The sequence below is a fragment of the Bacillus sp. GW823-FHT06B01 genome (assembly GCF_058952315.1).
Window position 1 is genome coordinate 461,336 of record NZ_JBXAHR010000003.1, and the last position, 21,087, is coordinate 482,422.

The following is a 21,087-nucleotide window of genomic DNA, read 5'->3' on the forward strand; positions in this document are numbered from 1 at the left end:
GGTACTATAATTATAGTATCAGGTACTAATAACAAGTATAAGCAATTCTGGGAGGATATATCATGGAACTATTACAAGGGAAAACATTTGTTGTTATGGGCGTTGCGAACCAAAGAAGTATTGCGTGGGGAATTGCTCGCTCTTTGCATAATGCAGGTGCAAAATTAATATTCACATATGCAGGAGAACGTTTAGAAAGAAACGTTCGTGAATTAGCGGACACATTAGAAGGACAAGAATCACTTGTATTACCTTGTGATGTAACAAATGATGAAGAACTTACAGCTTGCTTTGAAACAATCAAGCAAGAGGTTGGTACAATTCACGGTGTTGCACACTGTATTGCTTTTGCAAATCGTGATGATTTAAAAGGTGAATTTGTAGATACTTCTCGCGATGGATTTTTACTTGCACAAAATATTAGTGCATTCTCTTTAACAGCTGTAGCAAGAGAAGCGAAGAAAGTAATGACAGAAGGCGGAAATATTTTAACGTTAACATACCTTGGCGGCGAGCGCGTTGTGAAAAACTATAACGTTATGGGTGTTGCGAAAGCTTCATTAGAAGCGAGCGTAAAATATTTAGCTAACGATTTAGGCCAACACGGCATTCGCGTTAACGCTATTTCTGCAGGACCAATTCGTACGTTATCTGCAAAAGGCGTAGGCGACTTTAACTCAATTTTAAGAGAAATTGAGGAGCGCGCACCACTTCGTCGTACAACAACTCCAGAAGAAGTTGGGGATACAGCAGTATTCTTATTCAGTGATTTAGCACGCGGCGTAACAGGAGAAAACATTCATGTTGATTCAGGGTATCATATTCTAGGATAAATATAATATTAATTTTTAAAGGACAATCTCTAAATGCTGAGATTGTCCTTTTTATTTGTTCTTAGAAAGAACGATTTTTAACGAAAGTTCTTACCACGTGATGAATATAACTATAATAGTACACGATTTATTCAGCTACGTATGGAAGTGGGAGGGACGAGTGTGAAGAATAAAAATAAAAGTTCAACAGTTGGAAAACCGTTGTTATATATCACGCAAGTAAGTTTAGAACTTACTGCACCAAAAATAAAAAGGATTATCCTGACAAACTTTGAAAATGAAGATCAAAAAGAGAAAAGTAATAGAAATGAAAATATTGTAAGCAGTGCTGTGGAAGCGGTAATAGAACAAGAACAACAAGAAGAGCAGCAAGTGGAAGAAAAAATAGAAGAAGAGGAAAAAGAAGAACACGCAGAACAAGAACAGCAAGGGCCAGTAAGAACTGTCCCGTATAATAAATCATTTAAGGATATGAATAATGAAGAAAAAATTCATTTTTTATTAAACCGCCCTCATTACATTCCAAAAGTAAGGTGCAGAATAAAAACAGTTACAGTTTCTTATGTGGGATCGATCATATCGTATCGTAATGGCATTGTATCTATTATGCCGCAAAATAGTATGAGAGATATTAAGTTGTCTATAGATGATATCCAATCGATTAGTATGGCCGGCTTTTAAATATGTAAAGGTGGTAGAAAGCTTCTACCACCCCAATAGTTTTTTAGTTTACTTAACGATAGAAACGTCGCGTAAGCATTGAATCGCACAGAAACAACTTAAATCAACAGTAATGCAAGTAGTTGTCGATATTAATCTTGCATTTGGTACAGCTAAAAACGTACAAATTGGATCGTCACCAGGTGGTACCGGAGAACTGTCACCTAAAACTACAGTTAATACACGTAGTACAGCACAGCTATCATCATCTACACTTTCCACACGGAAAATTGGAGATCGGCAGCTAGTAAGGCTTGCAGATGGTGCGAATGCTTCAAAAGGTTCTCCAGTTTTTGTGTATAAAATAAAAGGGCGTGTATTTGCTACTGACGCAGTATTGTGTGCACCTAAAAATGGGATTTCACAACCAGATCCACACGTTGTTGTAGAACAATCTTGTAATTCATTGATGAATTTTACAACGTCAACTACACAATGAGAAGAGCCATGGTGTTTATTTTCGTTACAACTCATTAATGTCACTCCTTATCTTCTTGTTTGTATTTACATTAATAAGATATTGGAGTCGAGGAGATTTGGTCACAATCTCAAGACCTTTTTTTTTAAATAGGCGAAAGAAGATAAGGGAAGGTGGAATCATGCTGTTTACAAGCTGGCTTTTATTTTTTATTTTTGCGTTAGCTGCCTTTAGGCTCACTCGTTTAATTGTTTATGATAAAATTACAGCCTTTTTGCGAAGACCGTTTATTGATGAGTTAGAGATTACAGAGCCAGATGGAAGTATATCAACTTTTACAAAAGTAAAAGGTAAAGGATTAAGAAAATGGGTTGGCGAATTATTAAGCTGTTATTGGTGTACAGGTGTATGGGTTAGTGCTTTTTTATTAGTTTTATATAATTGGATTCCTATCGTTGCAGAGCCTTTACTTGCATTATTAGCTATTGCAGGAGCAGCGGCAATCATTGAAACGATTACAGGATATTTTATGGGAGAATAATATATTTTCATAGTACGAGAAAAAGCGGAGTTTAAAAGAATGAGGGAACGGAAATAAAGAGTTGTTCATATAGTGAATAGACAGAATTGACAGTAGAGGAGATGTTTGCTGTGAGTAATAGTCCAAGGCAAAATTCATATGACCTGCAGCAATGGTATCAAATACAGCAACAGCACCATGCACAACAACAGGCATATCAAGAACAATTACAACAACAAGGATTTGTGAAGAAAAAGGGATGTAATTGTGGGAAAAAGAAGAACAAAATAAAACACTATGAAGAATGAAACACTCATGCTACTGTGAGTGTTTTTTATTATACATATAAAAAGCGGTATTTCTGTATTAGAAATACCGCTTTTTACTAGCTAATTTGAGCAACTGTTAATGCTGCTGCACGGATGTCTACAGTTCCAATTAACTCAACTGGTACAATTTGAATTAAGTCACCAGGATTTAAGTTAATAAGAATAACCCCACTGGATACGTCTACTTCACCAGTACCAATAACGTTAGAACGAACTGCTGTACCTGATCCAGGAATAATGTTAGCTGGCGTGTTTAATGATAAGAAGAAACGACCAGCTTCTGGTGCAGTAGGTACGTTATCAAGACTAATTGTTAATGTATAACTAATTTGATAAATACCAGCTCGTAAAATTCGAATACCATCTCCGACACTTACTGTATCGTTGATTACAGGAACAGTAATATTTGGATTTGGACTTACGCTAGGTAATAGTAGTGGTGTAAATAGTGAAGCGAACTGAGGTGCAGAAGCATTGAAAGCAAAACCAAAGGCAGGTAGTGTACTAGCTGGTTTCGCCTCGCAATCGATTTTAGTAAATTCGCAATCAGAAGAGAACATGTTTTTCACTCCTTTATCTGTTTCTACTTTCAGTTAATGAAAGGGACAGGTTCTATGTTCTAGACAAGTTCCCAATTTTAAGAAATTTACATAATAATACTCTTTAAGCATGGATTGGGTGGCAGATAATTCTGCCACCCAATCCATGCTTAAATCAGTATTTAGTTTTATATAGAAACATCGCGTAAGCATTGAATAGCGCAGAAGCAACTTAAATCAACAGTAATACAAGTGGAGGTTGATATTAGTCTTGCATTTGGTACAGCTAAAAATGTACAGATTGGGTCGTCACCAGGTGGTACAGCGGTACCATCACCTAAAACTACAGTTAATACACGGAGTACAGCACAGTCATCATCATCTATACTTTCTACGCGGAAAATGGGAGATCGGCAACTAGTAAGGCTTGAAGATGGTGCAAATGCTTCAAAAGGTTCTCCAGTCTTTGTGTATAAAATAAAAGGACGTGTATTCGCTACTGATGCATTGTTATGTGCACCTAAAAATGGAACTTCGCAACCGGATCCACATGTTGTAGTTGCGCATTCTTGTAATTCATGTATAAAACGAACGACATTCGATACACAGTTGAAATCACAATCATGGTGATGATGGTCTTCGTTACAATTGCAGCTCATTATGTTCACTCCTTATCGTGAGTTCTGACATACACTATTACAATATGAATGAGATATGGTTGATATTACGTTAATTCTTACGATAAAAGCAGGGAATTTATATAGTAGGGATGTACATAATGCAATATAAAAAAAGACATCCTTATTTAGTGGATGTCTTTTCAGGTAAATCTTTTCGCGCAGTATATAAAAAACGAGATATATCTAATTTTTTTCCTCTAAAAAATTGCGGAGAGGAAATGTAAAGTTCTTCTTTCGCACGTGTAATTGCGACATAAAGTAGTCGACGTTCTTCTTCTAAAGCTTCAGAAGTCTCTGTAACACGATCATTTGCATCTTTTAAAGAAGAAGTATGGGGAAGAATACCATCGCTCGCTCCAAGTAAAAAGACGCATGGAAATTCAAGGCCTTTTGCGTTATGAATAGACATAAGCGAAACAGCATTTTTTTCCGGCATTGTTTTTAATGCTTCCATTTCTTTTTGACCTTGAATTGCTTCATCAATAAATTGTAAATAAGCTGGAATATCGGTGAAACGAGTTGCTGACTCCATTAATTCTTCTAACATTTCTTCTTGTATATCTTTATGCATCGTAAAGGAAGAACGATCGTTACTTTGTAAGTACTCTAAATACTTTCCTTTACCATGAATAATTTCTTTTAATGCTTTTTTCGGTTCTAATTCTTTTATAAATTTAATAAAATCGATACGCTCATTTACCTTTTTTACTTGAAAAGGTTTTAAGCTCGGATTTAATAATAAGAAATGAAGAAGAGAAGGGAACCGCCCCTCACCATATTTCCATTGTTCACGTTCAATAAATGAAATACAATCATCACGCCCGATATACATAGTTGGCAATATATTTGAAAGTGATTCTAGTCGAAACGGTTCAATCACCAGTCTTAAATGATCTAATACAGGCTTAATTAAAGAATGTTCATAAAATGATTGACTCGCCCCGTGCTTAATAAATGGGATTTTGTGAATTGTAAGCTGATCAAGTAACGAACGGCTTACAGAATGTGTGCGATACAGTAAACAAAAATCTTTATAGTTGCGTTCGCCGCTATCTACTTTTTCTTGAATGAGCTGCAAAATTTGATTTGCTTCATCAAGAGTCGTAGCAGGTCTTGCGTAAAAAGGTTGTACACCTTCTTCACGCACAGAATATAGCTCTTTATCAAAACGTTCTTGATTTAGTTTGATAACTTCATTTCCAAGTCCGACGATAAAAGGATTGGATCGATAATTTGTATTCAGTGCGATAATCGTAGTGTTATCAAATTCTTTTGGAAAAGATAAAATAATTTGGTGACTTGCTCCTCGCCAGCCATATATCGCCTGGTCGTCATCACCCGCGATAAATAAATTATTTCTTGGCGTGGCTAACAATTTTACAATTTCATATTGTGCATACGATGTATCTTGGAACTCATCTACTTCAATATAGTGGAAACGTTGTTGTAATTGGGTAAGCAAAGGAGCGTTATTTTCTAACATATAATATGTTTCTAATAAGATGTCATCGAAATCAATATAATTATATCGTTGTTTCACTTCTTCAAAACGCTCGTATACTTCTTTAAATTCTTGTTCAACGGGTGTTTTTGCTGTTACATCTTTCGGACGATTCAATTTGTTTTTCTCAAGTGAAATCATAGCGAGCATTGTTTCAGCATCATAATCGTCTTTTAGACGCAATTCTTTCAAGATTTTCTTTATCATAATTTGTTTATGTTTTTCATTTGCTAAAATTTGCTGATTATATCCTTGACTACGAAGCAATTTTAAAAAGACAGAGTGGAATGTACCAGCAACAACGTAGCTACTTGCAGCACGATTCATACCTGGTAAATTTGCTACACGGTTTCGGATTTCTTCAGCTGCTTTTTGTGTAAATGTAAGCAATAAAATATTTCGTGGATGAACTTGTTTTACATTTACTAAATAACCTACGCGGGTTGTTAAAACAGATGTTTTCCCGCTTCCGGCACCAGCCAATGTAAGGACAGGGCCTTCTGTCGTTCGCACAGCCTCTAATTGTTTTTCATTTAAAAAAACATTTTGTTGTTCGAGAGCGCGAAAATACGCCGCATCTGCATCTTCTTCCATAATTAAATGGGTAGATGTTTTCGGAATATGGTATGTTGCACGCGGAATATCAGCGTGCGTTAATGATTTTTGTGAAAATTTTTCTTGTGTCATATATTCACCTTCAAAACTATAGCATCAACATTTAACTTTAGCGGAAGAAAAAGAAAATAGCAATGTAAAAAACAGGAGGGGATACCTCCTGTTTTCAAATTACAATTCTTTTATCATAACGATGTGAGGAATATTTGCTTCCATGAATACATCAGAATGCGTTACATATCCAAGTTTCTTATAGAAATCTTCAGCATGTGTTTGGGCATGTAGCTTTAATTTTGATAGCGAGTTTTCATTCGCATACGCTTCAAGTGCATCCATAACAATTTTTCCAATGCCTTTTTTACGATGGGAAGCTAGTACGCAAATGCGTTCCATTTTTCCTATTCCATCCAGTATGCGAAAACGACCAGCACCAACTGGAACATCATTATCATATATAACAACGTGTTTTGAAGTTTCTTCAAACTCATCATACTCTTCGTCAGCAGAAACTTTTTGTTCATTTACAAATACTTGTTTACGTACAGAGAATGCATCTCTTAGTTGTTCGTCCGTTTGTACGATCTGTGCGTGCAAATTAGTTGTTCCCCTTTCCAAGGTGGAATGTTTCGTATACAGTCCACGTTCCGTTTTCTAATTGATATAGAAGATGGAAGCGATCAATTGGTTGTTCATAATAGAAATCTTTCATACGTAATCGACCTAATACATCAGCATGCTCAGCATCGGATAAGCCTTGTCCGATTGTTAAATGAGGTACGAAAGCGTACTCGCGTTCTTGTATAAAGAATTCGCTATGCATTTCCTCATTTAAGAAAGTAAGTTCAGGTGTTTTTTCTACTTTAAAATAAAGAACATTATTAACAGGTGCGAATGAACCAACTTTTCCGACATGAAGGGTGAAAGGGTTCGTTTTACTTGCGATTGTATGTAATTCTTTTACAATCGATTCTAATTGTTCATCTTGCGTCTCAAAGGGTGTTTTCAATGTAATATGTGGCGGAACTAATGCGTAGTGCGGATCATAACGTTTACGCAATCCGTTCGCTTTATCTTGAATCATTTTAGATGGAAAAATTACAATGCCTAATTTCATGTTCCAATTCCTCCCTTTGTAAGTCTAGTTAGATTTTGAGAAAATAAATCTCTTAATCTATTATATCAAATTATTCTGAATACCGCTCTCTATTATTTCATTGATAGAATATGAGAGAAAGCTTTCGGTAAATCAGTTTGCCAATATTTCCACGTGTGGTTACCTTCAAACTCCTCGTAATGCGTGATGAAATTTCTATCTGTCAGAAGCGTATTGAGCTCACGGTTCGGCCCTACGAAATCGGATACTTGTCCATCAGTGCGTTTTACGGCTGTTTCTTCTGTCCCAATGACGTGATAAAGGTCTAGCGCCTCCGGATTTTTGAAGTCTTTTGCTAAGCTCATCACTGTTTCATCCACAAATGGTGATTGCATAACGACTTTACCGAATGTATGCGGATACATAAGTGCAGTCATGAAGGAAACTGTCCCGCCAAGAGAATCACCAATTAACACACGACCTTTTCCCATTTGGTACGTTGGATAATTTTCATCGATATATGGTGCAAGTTCATGAGCAAGGAAACGAATATACGCAGCGTTTTTCACTTCATTTGGGAAATATTTTTCTTTACGATCGTGTACATTTTTATATGGAATACCGACAATAATTGTACGGTCAATTTCTTCAGTTTCACGAAGGCGCTCAATTACACGGTGCGCTTTACCAAGCTGAAAATAATCTCTACCATCTTGTGCAATTACAACTGTATGTTTGTGCAGTGGTGTGTAATTTACTGGTAAGTAAACGAGAAGTGTAACATCTTCTTGAAGTGATGCGCTATAAAATGAAATTTCTTCAATTCTCCCTATTGTTTGATTCATGTGGATCCCCCTAAATAAAAATTTACTGTAATGATTGTAAGAGCGACGCTTGTAGTGAAAAAGAAAGAAATATTCACTAATAGGTGCTTTCGTTTCTATTTTACCATAATGGTACGAAGAATCTAAAAAATTAGTATTTAAGTTATAAAAGAAAACGGATATAATGAAGTGGGATTTTTGACAGGTGAGAGGGGAGACGGAATTTGAAACAAGAAAGATCAATCGCACTACCATTAGCAATTTCAATTATAGCCATTTCATTCGCAGCAGTTTTTGTAAAGATGTCCTCAGCACCATCTTCCATATTAAGTATGTATCGATTATGGATTATCGTACTTATTATGCTGCCTATCGTTTGGAAAAAAAGGGAAGAGTTTAGTAAGATTCAAATAAAAGATTGGGGATTTTTAATTGGATCTGGTTTCTTTTTAGCGCTTCATTTTCTTTTGTGGTTTGAATCTTTAAAGCATACGACAGTTGCTAGTTCGACGATTATTTTAGCACTTCAACCAATCGTATCTTTAGTTGGAGGTTTTTTCTTATTTAAAGAAAGAACAACATACTCAGCCATTGCGACAATGGGAATAGCGATACTAGGCGTAATGTGTATTGGGTGGGGAGATTTAGGATTAAGTGAACAAGCAATTTATGGAGATATATTATCCTTTTTAAGTGTAATAGCGGTTGTCGGTTATTTATTTATCGGGCAAACAACAGTAAAGAAAGTATCACATTGGATTTATAGCTTTACAGTTTTTGCATTCGCAGGTATTTTTATGGGGATTTATAATATAGTATTGCAAGTGCCTTTTACAGGTTATACGAAGTGGGATTGGACCGTTTTTCTTTTACTTGCGGTTGTGCCGACAGTGTCACACGTCATTAATAATTGGTTATTAAACTACGTAAATGCAACAACAATTTCAATGAGTATTTTAGGTGAACCAGTTGGAGCATCTATATTAGCGTTCTTCTTACTCGGTGAAAGACTAAATGCCATGCAAATTATCGGTAGCATGCTCGTATTGTTTGGTGTATCTGTTTTCTTACTACAGCAACAAAAACGAACAGCAAAAAATGTAGTAAATGAGCCGGCGTATACACAGGAATTATAATGTTAGAGGAGAAAAGAGAAGTTGTGATACTTCTCTTTTTGTTTTACAGAAATATAGGGGAGGAAGGGAAGTTTAATGGAATTTCCATCAAAAAAAGATATATGGTTATATCCGATTTTTTTCGTTATCATTGGGGCGTGTTTTGCTCCTCTATTTGCAGGAAAAGAGTATTTTCTTTTATTTTTTACAATTCCGTTAGCAATATTATTTATGTGGAGTTGGTTTTCGACAAAATACATCGTCGGAGAAGAAACAATTACAATTAGATCAGGTCTCGTTAAAAAAAGCATATTTATACGAGATATAAAACAAATTTCAAATACGAAAAATCCAATAGCTGCTCATGCATTGTCATTGGATCGACTTGAAATTGTTTACGGCGCACATAAAACAGAAGTTATTTCTCCTAAAGATAAAGACCAATTCATCAATCTTGTTACAAGTAAAAATTCACACATTGAAATTAAGTAAAAGAGTGGCTAGAAAGCCACTCTTTTACTTTGGATTTGTCATATAAGGTTGTACATGAATAATACAAAGGTCACGGAACTTTCCTTCAGTAGTTGTGACAATTACGACTGCTCTTCCGGCACTTTTTCCAGTAATCGTTACCGTATCACCTTTTGGATACATTGTGATAACATCAGCATTCATATTTGTCCAAATAAGTTCTTTATTCGTTGCTTGCACTGGCAAAACGGAAGCTGATAAATCAGTGCTTTGTCCAGTTCTTACTTTCAACTTATTTTTTTCCATATGAACACCAATGACTGAAATAACAGAAGGAGCGATTGAAATTTTAGGTGGATTAGGTTGTACGTTCAAACAAGACGCAGAAGTATTTGTAATAGGTGAAAATTTTCGTGTTTGTTGTTGCTGGAAAGCTGCTAACATGTTGGAGTCCCCTTTCTGTATAAGTGCTGATAGTACTACTATAAAGGAGTAGTGTTATGTTTAATTTAACGAAACATAAAGAAATTGTTAAATTCGAGTAGAAGATTGTCGAACTTTCATAAAAAGAAAGCTCTGCTGATATGATAACAGCAGAGCTTTCTTTTATAGATTATGACTATGTTGTTTTTCGAAATCCTCAAATTGCTCTTCAATTTCTTTTGAAGCTTGTGTTAGTAAACTAACAATTACGATTACTAGTAAACTAATAGTGAAACCAGGAATCATTTCATATAAGAATTCTTTTAAGAATTTAAACTGAGTCCATATAATAACAGTAGCGGCACCAGAAATCATGCCAGCAAGTGCGCCCCACTTCGTCATACGTTTCCAATATAAGCTTAATAAAATAGCAGGTCCGAATGAAGAACCAAATCCAGCCCAAGCGTATCCAACAAGAGCTAAAATCGTATCATTTTGTTTAAACGCTAATGCGCACCCAACTAATGCAATAACAAGTACAGCCATACGACCGACAAATACAAGTTCTTTATCAGAAGCAGAACGTTTAAAGAATGTACGATATAAATCTTCTGTTATAGCACTAGAAGTAACGAGTAACTGAGATGAAATTGTACTCATAACCGCTGCTAAAATAGCTGCTAATAAAAATCCAGTAATAAGTGGATGGAATAAAATAGTGCCAAGTTCAACGAAAATCGTTTCTGGATCAGAAAGTTTTAAACCTGCTTTTGAATAGTATGCAATACCGATAAGGCCAGTAAACATAGCTCCGACAACAGAGAAAATCATCCAGCTCATACCAATACGTCGTGCGCTTTTAATTTCTTTTACAGAAGAAATCGCCATAAAGCGTACGATAATATGTGGTTGTCCAGCATAACCAAGGCCCCATGCGAATAATGAAATAATTCCTAATACAGAAGTACCTTTAAAAATATCTAATAATGCCGGATCGATAGATTTAATTGTTTCAAATGCTGGACCAAGTCCATTTACGTGCATAATTGTTACGACTGGAACAAGAATAAGAGCGACTACCATAATGATTCCTTGCACGAAGTCTGTCCAACTTACAGCTAAAAATCCACCAAATAATGTGTAAGCTACGACAACTCCACCAACGATAAGAAGACCAACATGGTAATTGAGTCCAAATGAATTTTCAAATAATACAGCGCCAGAGACAAATCCTGAAGCTACATAAAACGTGAAAAATATCATAATAACAAGTCCAGATACTAGGCGTAGCATATGGGATTTGTCGTGGAAACGGTGTTCCAAAAATTCTGGGATAGTAATAGAGTTGTTTGCAATTTCAGAGTAGGTACGTAAGCGAGGAGCGACATAGATCCAGTTTGCGTATGCGCCTAATGTTAGGCCGATCGCAATCCAACTACTACTTAATCCAACGCTAAACATTGCACCGGGTAAGCCCATTAAAAGCCAACCACTCATATCAGCTGCTCCAGCACTTAATGCTGTTACTGCGGGGCCTAGTGTACGCCCGCCAAGCATATAATCTGTTAAGTTGGACGTTCGTTTATAGGCGAAATAGCCAATTACTAACATCCCGAGCATGTAAATAGAGATAGAAGTTAAAGTTAACATCTGCGTACTCATGTAGTTCCCCTTCCTTTTGTCATGTCTTTTGATGCGTTATGCATATTTATAATCTATCATGATTATTCTGAAAAATCCATACAGAAATACGAATTTTCAGAAATGTAAGCGTTTTTTGACATCATTTTATTTTTTTAATATATAATATTCATACAAAAAACCTTATTTTTAATAGAGTATTTATTATATTTACATAAAAAGAGGTTGTTTTGTCAATATAATATTGAAAGGAAAGAAAAATATTTTTTTTTGAAAAGTATTGACTTGTGAAAAAAGTCAGGTCTATAATGAGTGCAACTTAAAAAAATGCAAGCGTTGATGAAGAAGAGTACACATGATGAACATGTCAGAGAGCTGATGGTTGGTGCGAATCAGTATGGGATTGATGTGGAATGGGCTTCGGAGCTTCCAAACCGAAACGAAAGAAGTAGGCTTTGGCGACATGATCTCATCGATACAAGAGACACGTATTGTTTTTGATACGGTAAAGTGCGTTACATTCGTAACGAATTAAGGTGGCACCACGGGAGTACCCGTCCTTTCTATAGGATGAGTACTCCCTTTTTGTGTACAAAAAATTAAATAAATGAAATCGTTGAAGTAAGAAGAGTACGTATATTGGAGACGTTACAGAGAGCCGGGGATAGGTGGGAGCCCGGTGCGGTGCTATATACGGAATGGGCTTACGAGAGGTATGCTGAACAATTATTTTCAGTAGGCAACCCGGGTTCCGCCGTTACAAGGATAAGGTATATATTTTGTACCTGAACAAAGCGGGATGCTTTTGCGTCCAACATGAGGTGGTACCACGGTAAATTTATCGTCCTCTACATATTTTCGATATGTAGGGGACTTTTTTATTTTTCAGATTGAGGTGAAAGGCATGATGACAAAAGAGGAATTTATGAAGAAAAAAGAACAGGGAAGAGCATTTTTAGTAATCGCTGAAGAAGAAGGAGATAGCATTACGCCAATTTCTTTATATAGACGTATGAAAGGAAAGAAAAAGTTTTTATTAGAAAGTTCGCAGCTTCATCAAGATAAAGGACGCTATTCTTACTTAGGATGTAATCCATATGGTGAAGTGAAAAGTGTTGGTACGGAAGTAGAACGAACGATTTACGGCAGGGCAGAAAAGTTGCAAGGTAACGTATTACAAGTGTTAGAAGAAGAAATCGCGTCAGCTCAAGTAGACAGTCCATTCCCGTTTTGCGGAGGAGCAGTTGGTTATATTGGTTATGACGTCATTCGGCAATATGAAAACATTGGAGAAGATTTACACGATCCATTGAATATTCCGGAAGTACACCTTTTACTGTACCGTGAGTTTATCGTGTATGACCACTTACGCCAAAAATTATCATTTGTATATGTATGCAGGGAAGATGATGCAGCTTCTTATGAAGAAGTATATGAAAGATTGCAAGTATACAAAGAGGAAGTGTTACAAGGAGAAGAAGCAGAAGTAACTGAAATAAGATCAACATTATCATTCACTTCTTCTATAACAGAAAAAGAATTTTGCACGATGGTAGAAACGGCGAAAGAATACATTCGGGCCGGGGACATATTCCAAGTCGTATTATCTCAGCGTTTGCAAAGCGAATGTATCGGTGATCCATTCGCGTTATACCGAAAGCTTCGAATTACCAATCCATCACCATATATGTTCTATATCGATTTTCAAGATTATGTTGTACTCGGTTCTTCGCCAGAAAGTTTGTTATCAGTTAGAGAAGATAAGGTGATGACGAATCCAATTGCGGGTACGAGGCCGAGAGGGAAAACGAAGGAGCAAGATGCGGAAATTGAAAAAGAACTGTTAGAAAATGAGAAAGAACGAGCGGAGCATATGATGCTTGTAGATCTTGGTCGGAATGATATTGGCAGAGTAAGTGAAATTGGATCCGTGACGATAGATAAATATATGAAAGTAGAAAAATACTCTCACGTTATGCACATTGTATCTGAAGTTTACGGAACATTGCGAAAACTAATGGGTGGATTTGATGCATTAGCGTATTGCCTACCAGCAGGAACAGTGTCGGGAGCTCCGAAAGTTAGAGCGATGGAAATTATAAATGAGCTAGAGAATGAAAAAAGAAATGTATACGCAGGTGCAGTTGGATACGTTAGTTTTTCAGGGAACCTTGATATGGCGCTCGCCATTCGAACGATGGTTGTAAAGGATGAAAAAGCATACGTTCAGGCAGGAGCGGGAATTGTTTATGATTCAGACCCAGTAGCTGAATATGAAGAAACGTTAAATAAAGCGAGAGCACTATTGGAGGTAATGAAATGATTGTACTAATTGATAATTACGATTCATTCACATATAACTTGTATCAACTGTTAGGTGAATACGAAGAAGATATTGTAGTCGTTAGAAATGATCAAATAACGATAGAACAGTTAGAAGGGATGAATCCAACAGGAATTGTGCTATCACCAGGACCAGGAAAACCAGAGGATGCTGGCATTTGTATCGAAGTGATTCGTCATTTTTATAAGAACGTTCCCATATTAGGTATTTGCCTTGGTCATCAAGCAATTATATCAGCATTTGGAGGAGACATTGTAAGAGCAGGACGCATTAAACACGGTAAAACATCACGTGTAAAACATAATGGAACTTCAATCTTTTCATATGTAACACAGCCATTAACGGCGATGCGCTACCATTCCCTTGTTGCAGCGCAAACGAGCTTGCCAGAGTGTTTTGACATACTAGCGACAGCGATGGACGATGGAGAAATTATGGCAGTTCGTCACAATTATTATCCGCTATTCGGATTACAGTTTCATCCGGAATCAATCGCGACAGAAGAAGGTGGAAAGTTAATACGTGCCTTTTTAACAGAAGTGAAGGAGGAGGAAAGAGTATGAATAACTATCTTCGTAAATTAGTGGAGGGACAACATTTAACAGAAGAGGAGATGTATAGAGCAGGGCTTCTTTTATTAAATGAAAACATATTGGAGAGTGAAATTGCAGCTTTCTTAGTATTACTGAAAGCGAAAGGTGAAACAGCAGAAGAAATATACGGCCTTGTTCGAGCTCTTCGTGAAAAGGCATTACCGTTTTCGAACCATATACAAGGAGCGATGGACAATTGTGGGACGGGTGGTGACGGTGCCCAAACGTTTAATATTAGTACAACATCGGCATTTGTACTGGCAGGAGCTGGCGTAAAGGTTGCAAAACATGGTAATCGAGCTGTTTCTAGTAAAACAGGAAGTGCAGATTTATTAGAAGAACTCGGTGTAAATATTAGCAGTACGCCAAACGAAATTGATTATTTATTAGAGCATGTCGGCATCGCATTTTTATTTGCACCAGCGATGCATCCAGCATTAAGACGCATTATGAAAATAAGAAAAGAATTGAATGTGCCGACGATTTTTAACTTAATTGGTCCTTTAACAAATCCGGTAAATTTAGAAACACAATTTGTCGGCATTTATAAACGAGATATGTTACTACCAGTTGCGCAAGTATTACAGAAACTAGGCAGAAAACAAGCGCTTGTCGTAAACGGAAGTGGATTTTTAGATGAAGCATCATTACAAGGAGAGAATTATGTTGTCATTTTGAAAGATAATGAAATAGTAGAAACGAGTATTGAACCTAAGAAATATGGTTTCTCAATAGTGAAAAACGAAGAGATTAGAGGCGGGGATTCGAAAGAAAATGCAAAGATTACGCTCGGAGTATTAAGCGGAGAAAAGAATGTTTACCGCGATACAGTTTTATTCAATGCAGGTCTAGCCCTTTTCGCAAATGGAAAAGCAGAAACGATCGAAGAAGGAATTACACTAGCGGCACATAGCATTGACTCTGGAAAAGCATTAGCCAAACTAAACTTATTAATTGCAGCAAGCAATGAAAAATTAGAAAGGGTGAATTAAAGTGGGGACGATTTTAGACAAAATTGTAGACCAAAAGAAAAAGGAAGTTGCGGCATTATATGAAACGTATACACCATTAAAAGAAATTAGAAAGACACATTCACTTGTAGAAGCGTTACAGCAGTTTACTGTCATTGCAGAAGTAAAGCGAGCATCACCATCAAAAGGAGATATTAATTTACACGTTGATGTACGAAAACAAGTGAAAACATATGAAGAATGCGGCGCAGGAGCAGTTTCTGTTTTAACAGACGGTCAATTTTTTAAAGGATCGTTTCATGATTTACAAACGGCAAGAAGAGAGAGTAACATTCCGCTTTTATGTAAAGATTTCATAATCGATAAGATTCAAATTGATAGAGCGTATGAAGCTGGTGCAGATATTATTTTACTAATCGTAGCGGCGTTAACGAAAGAAAAATTAAAAGAGCTGTACAGCTACGTACTAGAAAAAGGATTAGAAGCAATTGTTGAAGTTCATGATGAGCAGGAATTAGAAATTGCAATTCAATTAAATCCGCACGTTATCGGTATTAACAACCGTAATTTAAAAACATTCGAAGTCGATTTAAGCCAAACAGAAAAGCTTGGAAAACGATTAAACGAGGAGAAATTACTTTGGATTAGTGAAAGTGGGATTCATTTAAAGGAAGATATTATCCGTGTTAAAAAAGCTGGAGCGAAAGGTGTATTAGTTGGAGAAGCACTTATGACATCATCTTCTATTCATACCTTTTTTGAAGATTGTAAGGTGAACATATGAAAGTGAAAATTTGCGGTATCACTGATGTTGAAACGGCAAAACGTGCTTGCGAATACGGAGCTGATGCACTCGGATTTGTTTTTGCAGAAAGTAAGCGGAAAATTACTCCAAGGCTAGCGAAAGAAATCATTCAGGAGCTTCCAACAAACGTGTTAAAGGTTGGTGTTTTCGTAAATGAATCAGTAGAAGTGATCGAGAAAATTGCAGATGATTGCGGGTTAACACATGTGCAACTACATGGGGATGAAGACAATCATCAAATTAGAAGATTGAATATTCCGTCTATAAAAACGATTGGGGTAACTTCAGAGAGTGATATGAAAAATGCTCAAACATATGAAACGGATTATATATTGTTTGATAGTCCGAAAGAAAAGTTTCAGGGGGGAAATGGAAAGACATTTTCATGGGAGTTACTCGCACATATGCCAAAAGAGTCGCGAGAGAAAACGATATTAGCTGGTGGGTTAAACGCTCTTAATATAGAAGAAGCGATTCGAACGATTCAGCCATACATGGTCGATGTAAGTAGCGGAGTGGAGACAGAAGGAAAGAAAGATGTAGAGAAAATAAAACAATTTATTATAAAAGCGAAGGAGTGTTCCAAATGAATTACGCATATCCAGATGAAAAAGGTCATTACGGTATATACGGAGGACGATACGTTCCAGAAACGTTAATGCAATCTGTATTAGAACTAGAAGAAGCATATAAAGAAGCAATGCAAGATGAAGGGTTTCAAAAGGAATTAAATCATTATTTAAAAACGTACATCGGAAGAGAAACACCGCTTTATTTCGCTGAAAATATGACGAAGTATTGCGGCGGTGCAAAGATTTATTTAAAACGTGAAGATTTGAACCATACAGGAGCTCATAAAATTAACAATACAATCGGTCAGGCACTTCTTGCAGTACGAATGGGCAAGAAAAAAGTTGTCGCTGAAACAGGAGCAGGACAACACGGAGTTGCAACAGCTACTGTATGTGCCCTACTCGGATTAGAATGCGTCATCTTTATGGGAGAAGAAGATGTGAGACGTCAAAAATTAAATGTGTTCCGAATGGAATTACTCGGAGCGAAAGTAGAAAGCGTAGCGGCAGGTAGCGGCACATTAAAAGATGCGGTAAACGAGGCGCTTCGCTACTGGGTTTCACATGTACACGATACACACTACATTATGGGATCCGTTCTTGGACCACATCCATTCCCGCAAATTGTTCGTGATTTCCAAAGTGTAATTGGGAAAGAAACGAAAAAACAATATGAAGCGTTAGAAGGGAAATTACCAGAGGCAGTCGTTGCATGTATTGGTGGTGGTAGTAATGCGATGGGCATGTTTTATCCGTTCGTACACGATGAAGAAGTCGCTCTTTACGGCGTAGAAGCAGCTGGAAAAGGCGTTCACACAGAAAAGCACGCAGCGACTTTAACGAAAGGAAGCGTTGGTGTTTTACACGGATCGATGATGTACCTTCTGCAAAATGAAGAAGGACAAATTCAAGAAGCGCATTCTATTTCAGCGGGACTCGATTATCCAGGTGTTGGGCCAGAACATAGCTTGCTAAAAGATATTGGCCGCGTTTCTTATCATTCGATAACAGACGCAGAAGCGTTAGAAGCATTTCAATTATTAACGAAAAAAGAAGGGATTATTCCGGCGTTAGAAAGCTCACATGCTGTCGCATACGCATTAAAATTAGCGCCGCAAATGAAGAAAGACGAAGGGCTTGTCATTTGTTTATCTGGCCGCGGGGATAAAGATGTAGAGAGTATAAAAAGTTATATGGAAGAGGTGTAAAAAATGGGAGTAGAAAAAATTAAAGCAGCGTTTGAAAATGGTAAGAAAGCATTTATTCCGTACGTAATGGGCGGAGATGGTGGCCTTGAAAAATTAAAAGAAAGAATTTGTTTTCTAGACGAAGCAGGAGCAAGTATCGTTGAAATCGGTATTCCGTTTTCAGATCCAGTCGCAGACGGTCCAACGATTCAAAGAGCAGGGAAACGAGCGCTAGATAGCGGTGTAACAGTAAAAGGCATTTTTCAAGCATTAATAGAGGTAAGGAAAAAAGTACAAATTCCGTTTGTACTCATGACATATTTAAATCCAGTACTCGCATTCGGAAAAGAACGATTCATCGAAAACTGTATAGAAGCAGGTGTAGACGGTATGATCGTTCCGGATTTACCGTATGAAGAACAAAATATTATTGCCCCGTTACTTCGAGAGGCAAACATTGCGCTAATTCCACTCGTTACAGTAACGAGCCCAATTGAGCGAATTGAAAAAATTACGAGTGAATCGGAAGGGTTCGTTTACGCTGTTACAGTAGCGGGCGTAACAGGAGTACGTCAAAACTTTAAAGGTGAGATTCATAGTTACTTAGAAAAAGTAAAATCACATACACATTTACCGGTAGTGGCAGGGTTCGGTATTTCAACGAAGGAACATGTAGAAGAAATGATTACAATATGTGATGGAGTAGTCGTTGGAAGTAAAGTCATCGAGCTGTTAGAAAATGAAAAGCGAGAAGAAATATGTGAATTAATACAGGCAACAAAACAAAAAGAAGAGGCATAAGTCTCTTCTTTTTGTTTTACGTAATAAATGTTAAAATATACAGAAAATACATATAACTTAGAGGGTGAGAAAGCATGCTAAGACGTAAACTACTATATCTTCTTCTAACTGTACCATTATACGCTTGGCTCATTAGCATGACGAAAATAGAGGTAATGGCTCTATTTTTAGGATATGTATTCATCTTTTCCAACTTAAATCGCATTCAAGAGCAATCTATTTTAGAAATATGTATATTTTCGATTAGTATAGAACTATTTAGTATCGTTTCGATTGTATTATTAAACGAATTATTTCGCTGGATCCATTCATTTGAATTAATGAAATTTGGAAATGTTGTATTGCAAGTAATATGTGCTTATATTGTGTTTGTTGTATTAGACAAAATAGTTGGACAGCAGAGCGTTTTTCAGGATAAAAGAAAATGGGAGTGATTCAAAAAAGGAGCTAAATGGCTCCTTTTTTGAATCTGTAGTAAAAACAATTGAAAATTATGTCATCTGTTATATAATAGTTAAAAATTGTATTTTTAATGAAAAGAGATGATAACATGGCCATATTGTTGGCACTTATCCCAATTATGATGATTTTCATTTGTTTATTTTTATTTAAACAAACGTCATTACGATCCTCTTTAATTGCTTACGTTGTGTCTGTTGGAATCGTTTTACTCTCGCCAACGTTTCAACTAGGGATAAGTGAAACTGTGCACGCAACGATTAAAGGTTGGTTAATTTGTTTTATTGTCGGGTACGTGTTGTTTTTCGGTATTTTTTTATTTCACCTCATGAATAAAATGGGGTACATCGATCAAGTAGCACGTTTTCTAGAAGAAGTGACGCACGATCGTTTATTACAAATGCTCCTTATGTGTTTTGGTATTTGTCCGCTAATCGAATCAGTAAGTGGATTCGGAATTGGCTTCATGGTTGCAGCACCGATCTTTCTATCATTAGGCTATAAACCGTTTCAAGCTGTACTACTTTCATTTATTGGTTTACTAGCTAGTTCATGGGGGGCAATGGCAACTGGTACAATTATCGGTTCGCAGCTTATAAACATGCCCCTTACAACACTTGGCACAAATACAGCACTACTAAGCATTCCGATGTTTGCTTATTTTGTCATTCTTTCCTTACACATTGTAGGTGGCTGGCAGGCGGTGATTGAAAAGTGGAAGGAAGGATTCGGTTTCTTTTTATTATTTTCTCTCGGAATCTATCTTTCTAACGCATACGTAAGTGTTGAACTTGCAGGTATATTAAGTTCTATCGTTACAATTACATTTGGCTTTCTTATCGTTAAATTAAAAGGAAAAAACGAACAAAACCTAATAACAGAACATGCTGCTACAACGGAGAGAGAAGTATCTATTATAAAAATTATTAGCCCTTATATATTCCTAACAGTTTGTATTTTACTTTCTCGCCTCGTACCAGCATTACATGATGTATTCAGATCATATGCCGTTCTTGATTTGAAATCATACTCTTACAAGCTAGAGCTACTATATTCACCAGGATTTTGGCTCGGTATGACATGCTTATTTACTATTATCTTCTTCCGTATTCCATCTCATATTATTAAACAATCAATCTCGCAAACGATAAAACAATGGATTCCTTTTGCGATTACGACGACAATGTTTATCGCCATTTCAGAACTAATGGGTGCATCTGGCATGCATTCATTACTGGCAAAAACAGCTGGTGAAACATTCGGTCCATTTTTCGTTTTCGTTGCTCCGTTTATCGGTGGAATCGGTGGCTTTTTAACAGGTAGTAATGCAGGATCAAATGCGATGTTCATCAAACTACAAATGCAAACTGCGCAAAACGTAGCACTTCCGTGGCAATACGTTACAACACTTCAAAACACAGCATCGTCAGTAGCGACAATCGCTTGCCCGTCAAGGATTACGTTAGGTGCTTATTTATGTAATATACCGTATCGTGAAAATGAACTATTAAAGAAGACGACGTTAATGATTTTTGGTGCGGTGTTGCTTGTAGTGGTAGAGGTTAGTGTTTGGTATATGTTGAGAAATTAAAAATCCTCCTAACATAGGAGGATTTTTTTTATGATTGGATAA

At 36.6% G+C, this 21,087-nt stretch carries 24 protein-coding genes and 2 other annotated features; of the genes, 15 read left to right on the forward strand and 9 right to left on the reverse strand.

The window, feature by feature from the left end:
• Positions 1–62: 62 nt before the first annotated feature.
• Together fabI and AC1Q8N_RS15530 are read left to right on the forward strand one after the other, a co-directional pair.
• Complete coding sequence (gene fabI / locus AC1Q8N_RS15525) at positions 63–833, forward strand: enoyl-ACP reductase FabI (RefSeq protein ID WP_000421885.1); 771 nt, start codon at positions 63–65, stop codon at positions 831–833.
• A 141-nt stretch (positions 834–974) separates the two neighbouring features.
• On the forward strand, positions 975–1,514 hold the full coding sequence (locus AC1Q8N_RS15530; RefSeq protein WP_493521270.1) for a spore coat CotO family protein: 540 nt from the start codon (positions 975–977) through the stop codon (positions 1,512–1,514).
• A gap of 48 nt (positions 1,515–1,562) precedes the next feature.
• On the opposite strand, the gene exsY is transcribed toward AC1Q8N_RS15530, so the two are convergent.
• A complete protein-coding gene (gene exsY, locus AC1Q8N_RS15535; RefSeq protein ID WP_001277740.1) occupies positions 1,563–2,027 on the reverse strand; it encodes an exosporium assembly protein ExsY in 465 nt (154 codons plus the stop codon).
• A gap of 125 nt (positions 2,028–2,152) precedes the next feature.
• Here exsY and AC1Q8N_RS15540 point away from each other — a divergent pair, with 125 nt between their 5' ends.
• Positions 2,153–2,512 (forward strand): DUF1360 domain-containing protein, encoded by a 360-nt coding sequence (locus AC1Q8N_RS15540; RefSeq protein WP_000899655.1) that lies wholly within the window; start codon positions 2,153–2,155, stop codon positions 2,510–2,512.
• Between the two features lie 101 nt (positions 2,513–2,613).
• Complete coding sequence (locus AC1Q8N_RS15545; RefSeq protein WP_048545121.1) at positions 2,614–2,799, forward strand: hypothetical protein; 186 nt, start codon at positions 2,614–2,616, stop codon at positions 2,797–2,799.
• 77 nt (positions 2,800–2,876) lie between these two features.
• Here the strand turns inward: AC1Q8N_RS15545 and exsF are convergent, their stop codons facing one another.
• The 6 genes from exsF to AC1Q8N_RS15575 form a co-directional block, all read right to left on the reverse strand.
• The gene (gene exsF, locus AC1Q8N_RS15550) at positions 2,877–3,380 is read right to left on the reverse strand and encodes an exosporium protein ExsF (protein WP_000492942.1); all 504 of its coding nucleotides are present in this window, start codon (positions 3,378–3,380) and stop codon (positions 2,877–2,879) included.
• A 167-nt stretch (positions 3,381–3,547) separates the two neighbouring features.
• On the reverse strand, positions 3,548–4,018 hold the full coding sequence (cotY, locus tag AC1Q8N_RS15555; protein ID WP_048545119.1) for a spore coat protein CotY: 471 nt from the start codon (positions 4,016–4,018) through the stop codon (positions 3,548–3,550).
• 142 nt (positions 4,019–4,160) lie between these two features.
• Positions 4,161–6,227 (reverse strand): ATP-dependent helicase, encoded by a 2,067-nt coding sequence (locus tag AC1Q8N_RS15560; protein WP_098077761.1) that lies wholly within the window; start codon positions 6,225–6,227, stop codon positions 4,161–4,163.
• Between the two features lie 99 nt (positions 6,228–6,326).
• Entirely contained in the window at positions 6,327–6,749 is a 423-nt protein-coding gene (locus AC1Q8N_RS15565; protein ID WP_493521271.1) for a GNAT family N-acetyltransferase, read from the reverse strand.
• A 1-nt stretch (position 6,750) separates the two neighbouring features.
• Entirely contained in the window at positions 6,751–7,269 is a 519-nt protein-coding gene (locus AC1Q8N_RS15570; protein ID WP_000765870.1) for a YjcG family protein, read from the reverse strand.
• A gap of 92 nt (positions 7,270–7,361) precedes the next feature.
• Complete coding sequence (locus AC1Q8N_RS15575) at positions 7,362–8,093, reverse strand: alpha/beta hydrolase (RefSeq protein WP_060489369.1); 732 nt, start codon at positions 8,091–8,093, stop codon at positions 7,362–7,364.
• A gap of 203 nt (positions 8,094–8,296) precedes the next feature.
• On the opposite strand from AC1Q8N_RS15575, the gene AC1Q8N_RS15580 reads away from it, so the two are divergent.
• Positions 8,297–9,208: a DMT family transporter gene (locus tag AC1Q8N_RS15580; RefSeq protein WP_000808244.1), complete on the forward strand. Its 912-nt coding sequence runs from the start codon at positions 8,297–8,299 to the stop codon at positions 9,206–9,208.
• A gap of 75 nt (positions 9,209–9,283) precedes the next feature.
• Entirely contained in the window at positions 9,284–9,679 is a 396-nt protein-coding gene (locus AC1Q8N_RS15585; RefSeq protein WP_098847083.1) for a PH domain-containing protein, read from the forward strand.
• Positions 9,680–9,703: 24 nt separating this feature from the next.
• Here AC1Q8N_RS15585 and AC1Q8N_RS15590 read toward each other — a convergent pair whose 3' ends face one another.
• Positions 9,704–10,102, reverse strand: coding sequence for an Ig-like domain-containing protein (locus AC1Q8N_RS15590; protein ID WP_098077763.1), 399 nt, complete (start codon positions 10,100–10,102; stop codon positions 9,704–9,706).
• Between the two features lie 162 nt (positions 10,103–10,264).
• Positions 10,265–11,743 carry a sodium/proline symporter PutP gene (putP, locus tag AC1Q8N_RS15595; protein ID WP_098077766.1) on the reverse strand — a complete coding sequence of 493 codons (1,479 nt, stop codon included), beginning with the start codon at positions 11,741–11,743 and terminating at the stop codon, positions 10,265–10,267.
• Between the two features lie 306 nt (positions 11,744–12,049).
• Positions 12,050–12,287, forward strand: a binding site (T-box leader).
• Positions 12,288–12,329: 42 nt separating this feature from the next.
• Positions 12,330–12,574 (forward strand) — a binding site (T-box leader).
• A 52-nt stretch (positions 12,575–12,626) separates the two neighbouring features.
• Between putP and trpE the strand changes: the two genes are divergently transcribed.
• The 9 genes from trpE to AC1Q8N_RS15640 all read left to right on the forward strand — a co-directional run bounded on the left by trpE (position 12,627) and on the right by AC1Q8N_RS15640 (position 21,045).
• Entirely contained in the window at positions 12,627–14,045 is a 1,419-nt protein-coding gene (gene trpE, locus AC1Q8N_RS15600; protein ID WP_142346254.1) for an anthranilate synthase component I, read from the forward strand.
• Complete coding sequence (locus AC1Q8N_RS15605; protein ID WP_098077772.1) at positions 14,042–14,629, forward strand: aminodeoxychorismate/anthranilate synthase component II; 588 nt, start codon at positions 14,042–14,044, stop codon at positions 14,627–14,629. Before trpE ends, AC1Q8N_RS15605 begins: the two co-directional genes overlap by 4 nt.
• Positions 14,626–15,651, forward strand: a complete 1,026-nt coding sequence (trpD, locus tag AC1Q8N_RS15610) for an anthranilate phosphoribosyltransferase (RefSeq protein WP_098077774.1) — start codon at positions 14,626–14,628, stop codon at positions 15,649–15,651. The genes AC1Q8N_RS15605 and trpD overlap by 4 nt, the downstream gene beginning before the upstream one ends.
• A gap of 1 nt (position 15,652) precedes the next feature.
• The gene (gene trpC, locus AC1Q8N_RS15615; RefSeq protein ID WP_098847086.1) at positions 15,653–16,414 is read left to right on the forward strand and encodes an indole-3-glycerol phosphate synthase TrpC; all 762 of its coding nucleotides are present in this window, start codon (positions 15,653–15,655) and stop codon (positions 16,412–16,414) included.
• Complete coding sequence (locus tag AC1Q8N_RS15620; RefSeq protein ID WP_098077780.1) at positions 16,411–17,025, forward strand: phosphoribosylanthranilate isomerase; 615 nt, start codon at positions 16,411–16,413, stop codon at positions 17,023–17,025. Before trpC ends, AC1Q8N_RS15620 begins: the two co-directional genes overlap by 4 nt.
• A complete protein-coding gene (trpB, locus tag AC1Q8N_RS15625) occupies positions 17,022–18,215 on the forward strand; it encodes a tryptophan synthase subunit beta (RefSeq protein ID WP_048545101.1) in 1,194 nt (397 codons plus the stop codon). Before AC1Q8N_RS15620 ends, trpB begins: the two co-directional genes overlap by 4 nt.
• A 3-nt stretch (positions 18,216–18,218) precedes the next feature.
• On the forward strand, positions 18,219–18,995 hold the full coding sequence (trpA, locus tag AC1Q8N_RS15630) for a tryptophan synthase subunit alpha (RefSeq protein WP_098077783.1): 777 nt from the start codon (positions 18,219–18,221) through the stop codon (positions 18,993–18,995).
• Between the two features lie 74 nt (positions 18,996–19,069).
• Positions 19,070–19,429, forward strand: a complete 360-nt coding sequence (locus tag AC1Q8N_RS15635; protein ID WP_087984759.1) for a DUF4029 domain-containing protein — start codon at positions 19,070–19,072, stop codon at positions 19,427–19,429.
• Positions 19,430–19,545: 116 nt separating this feature from the next.
• Positions 19,546–21,045, forward strand: a complete 1,500-nt coding sequence (locus AC1Q8N_RS15640; protein ID WP_098077786.1) for an L-lactate permease — start codon at positions 19,546–19,548, stop codon at positions 21,043–21,045.
• Positions 21,046–21,087: the final 42 nt, after the last annotated feature.

Bases quoted from the DNA above. Each gene is read 5' to 3' on its own strand.
- fabI (WP_000421885.1), top strand. From the start codon at position 63: ATGGAACTATTACAAGGGAAAACATTTGTTGTTATGGGCGTTGCGAAC.
- AC1Q8N_RS15530 (WP_493521270.1), top strand. From the start codon at position 975: ATGGAAGTGGGAGGGACGAGTGTGAAGAATAAAAATAAAAGTTCAACA.
- exsY (WP_001277740.1), bottom strand. From the start codon at position 2,027: ATGAGTTGTAACGAAAATAAACACCATGGCTCTTCTCATTGTGTAGTT.
- AC1Q8N_RS15540 (WP_000899655.1), top strand. From the start codon at position 2,153: ATGCTGTTTACAAGCTGGCTTTTATTTTTTATTTTTGCGTTAGCTGCC.
- AC1Q8N_RS15545 (WP_048545121.1), top strand. From the start codon at position 2,614: ATGTTTGCTGTGAGTAATAGTCCAAGGCAAAATTCATATGACCTGCAG.
- exsF (WP_000492942.1), bottom strand. From the start codon at position 3,380: ATGTTCTCTTCTGATTGCGAATTTACTAAAATCGATTGCGAGGCGAAA.
- cotY (WP_048545119.1), bottom strand. From the start codon at position 4,018: ATGAGCTGCAATTGTAACGAAGACCATCATCACCATGATTGTGATTTC.
- AC1Q8N_RS15560 (WP_098077761.1), bottom strand. From the start codon at position 6,227: ATGACACAAGAAAAATTTTCACAAAAATCATTAACGCACGCTGATATT.
- AC1Q8N_RS15570 (WP_000765870.1), bottom strand. From the start codon at position 7,269: ATGAAATTAGGCATTGTAATTTTTCCATCTAAAATGATTCAAGATAAA.
- AC1Q8N_RS15575 (WP_060489369.1), bottom strand. From the start codon at position 8,093: ATGAATCAAACAATAGGGAGAATTGAAGAAATTTCATTTTATAGCGCA.
- AC1Q8N_RS15585 (WP_098847083.1), top strand. From the start codon at position 9,284: ATGGAATTTCCATCAAAAAAAGATATATGGTTATATCCGATTTTTTTC.
- AC1Q8N_RS15590 (WP_098077763.1), bottom strand. From the start codon at position 10,102: ATGTTAGCAGCTTTCCAGCAACAACAAACACGAAAATTTTCACCTATT.
- putP (WP_098077766.1), bottom strand. From the start codon at position 11,743: ATGAGTACGCAGATGTTAACTTTAACTTCTATCTCTATTTACATGCTC.
- trpE (WP_142346254.1), top strand. From the start codon at position 12,627: ATGATGACAAAAGAGGAATTTATGAAGAAAAAAGAACAGGGAAGAGCA.
- AC1Q8N_RS15605 (WP_098077772.1), top strand. From the start codon at position 14,042: ATGATTGTACTAATTGATAATTACGATTCATTCACATATAACTTGTAT.
- trpD (WP_098077774.1), top strand. From the start codon at position 14,626: ATGAATAACTATCTTCGTAAATTAGTGGAGGGACAACATTTAACAGAA.
- AC1Q8N_RS15620 (WP_098077780.1), top strand. From the start codon at position 16,411: ATGAAAGTGAAAATTTGCGGTATCACTGATGTTGAAACGGCAAAACGT.
- trpB (WP_048545101.1), top strand. From the start codon at position 17,022: ATGAATTACGCATATCCAGATGAAAAAGGTCATTACGGTATATACGGA.
- trpA (WP_098077783.1), top strand. From the start codon at position 18,219: ATGGGAGTAGAAAAAATTAAAGCAGCGTTTGAAAATGGTAAGAAAGCA.
- AC1Q8N_RS15635 (WP_087984759.1), top strand. From the start codon at position 19,070: ATGCTAAGACGTAAACTACTATATCTTCTTCTAACTGTACCATTATAC.
- AC1Q8N_RS15640 (WP_098077786.1), top strand. From the start codon at position 19,546: ATGGCCATATTGTTGGCACTTATCCCAATTATGATGATTTTCATTTGT.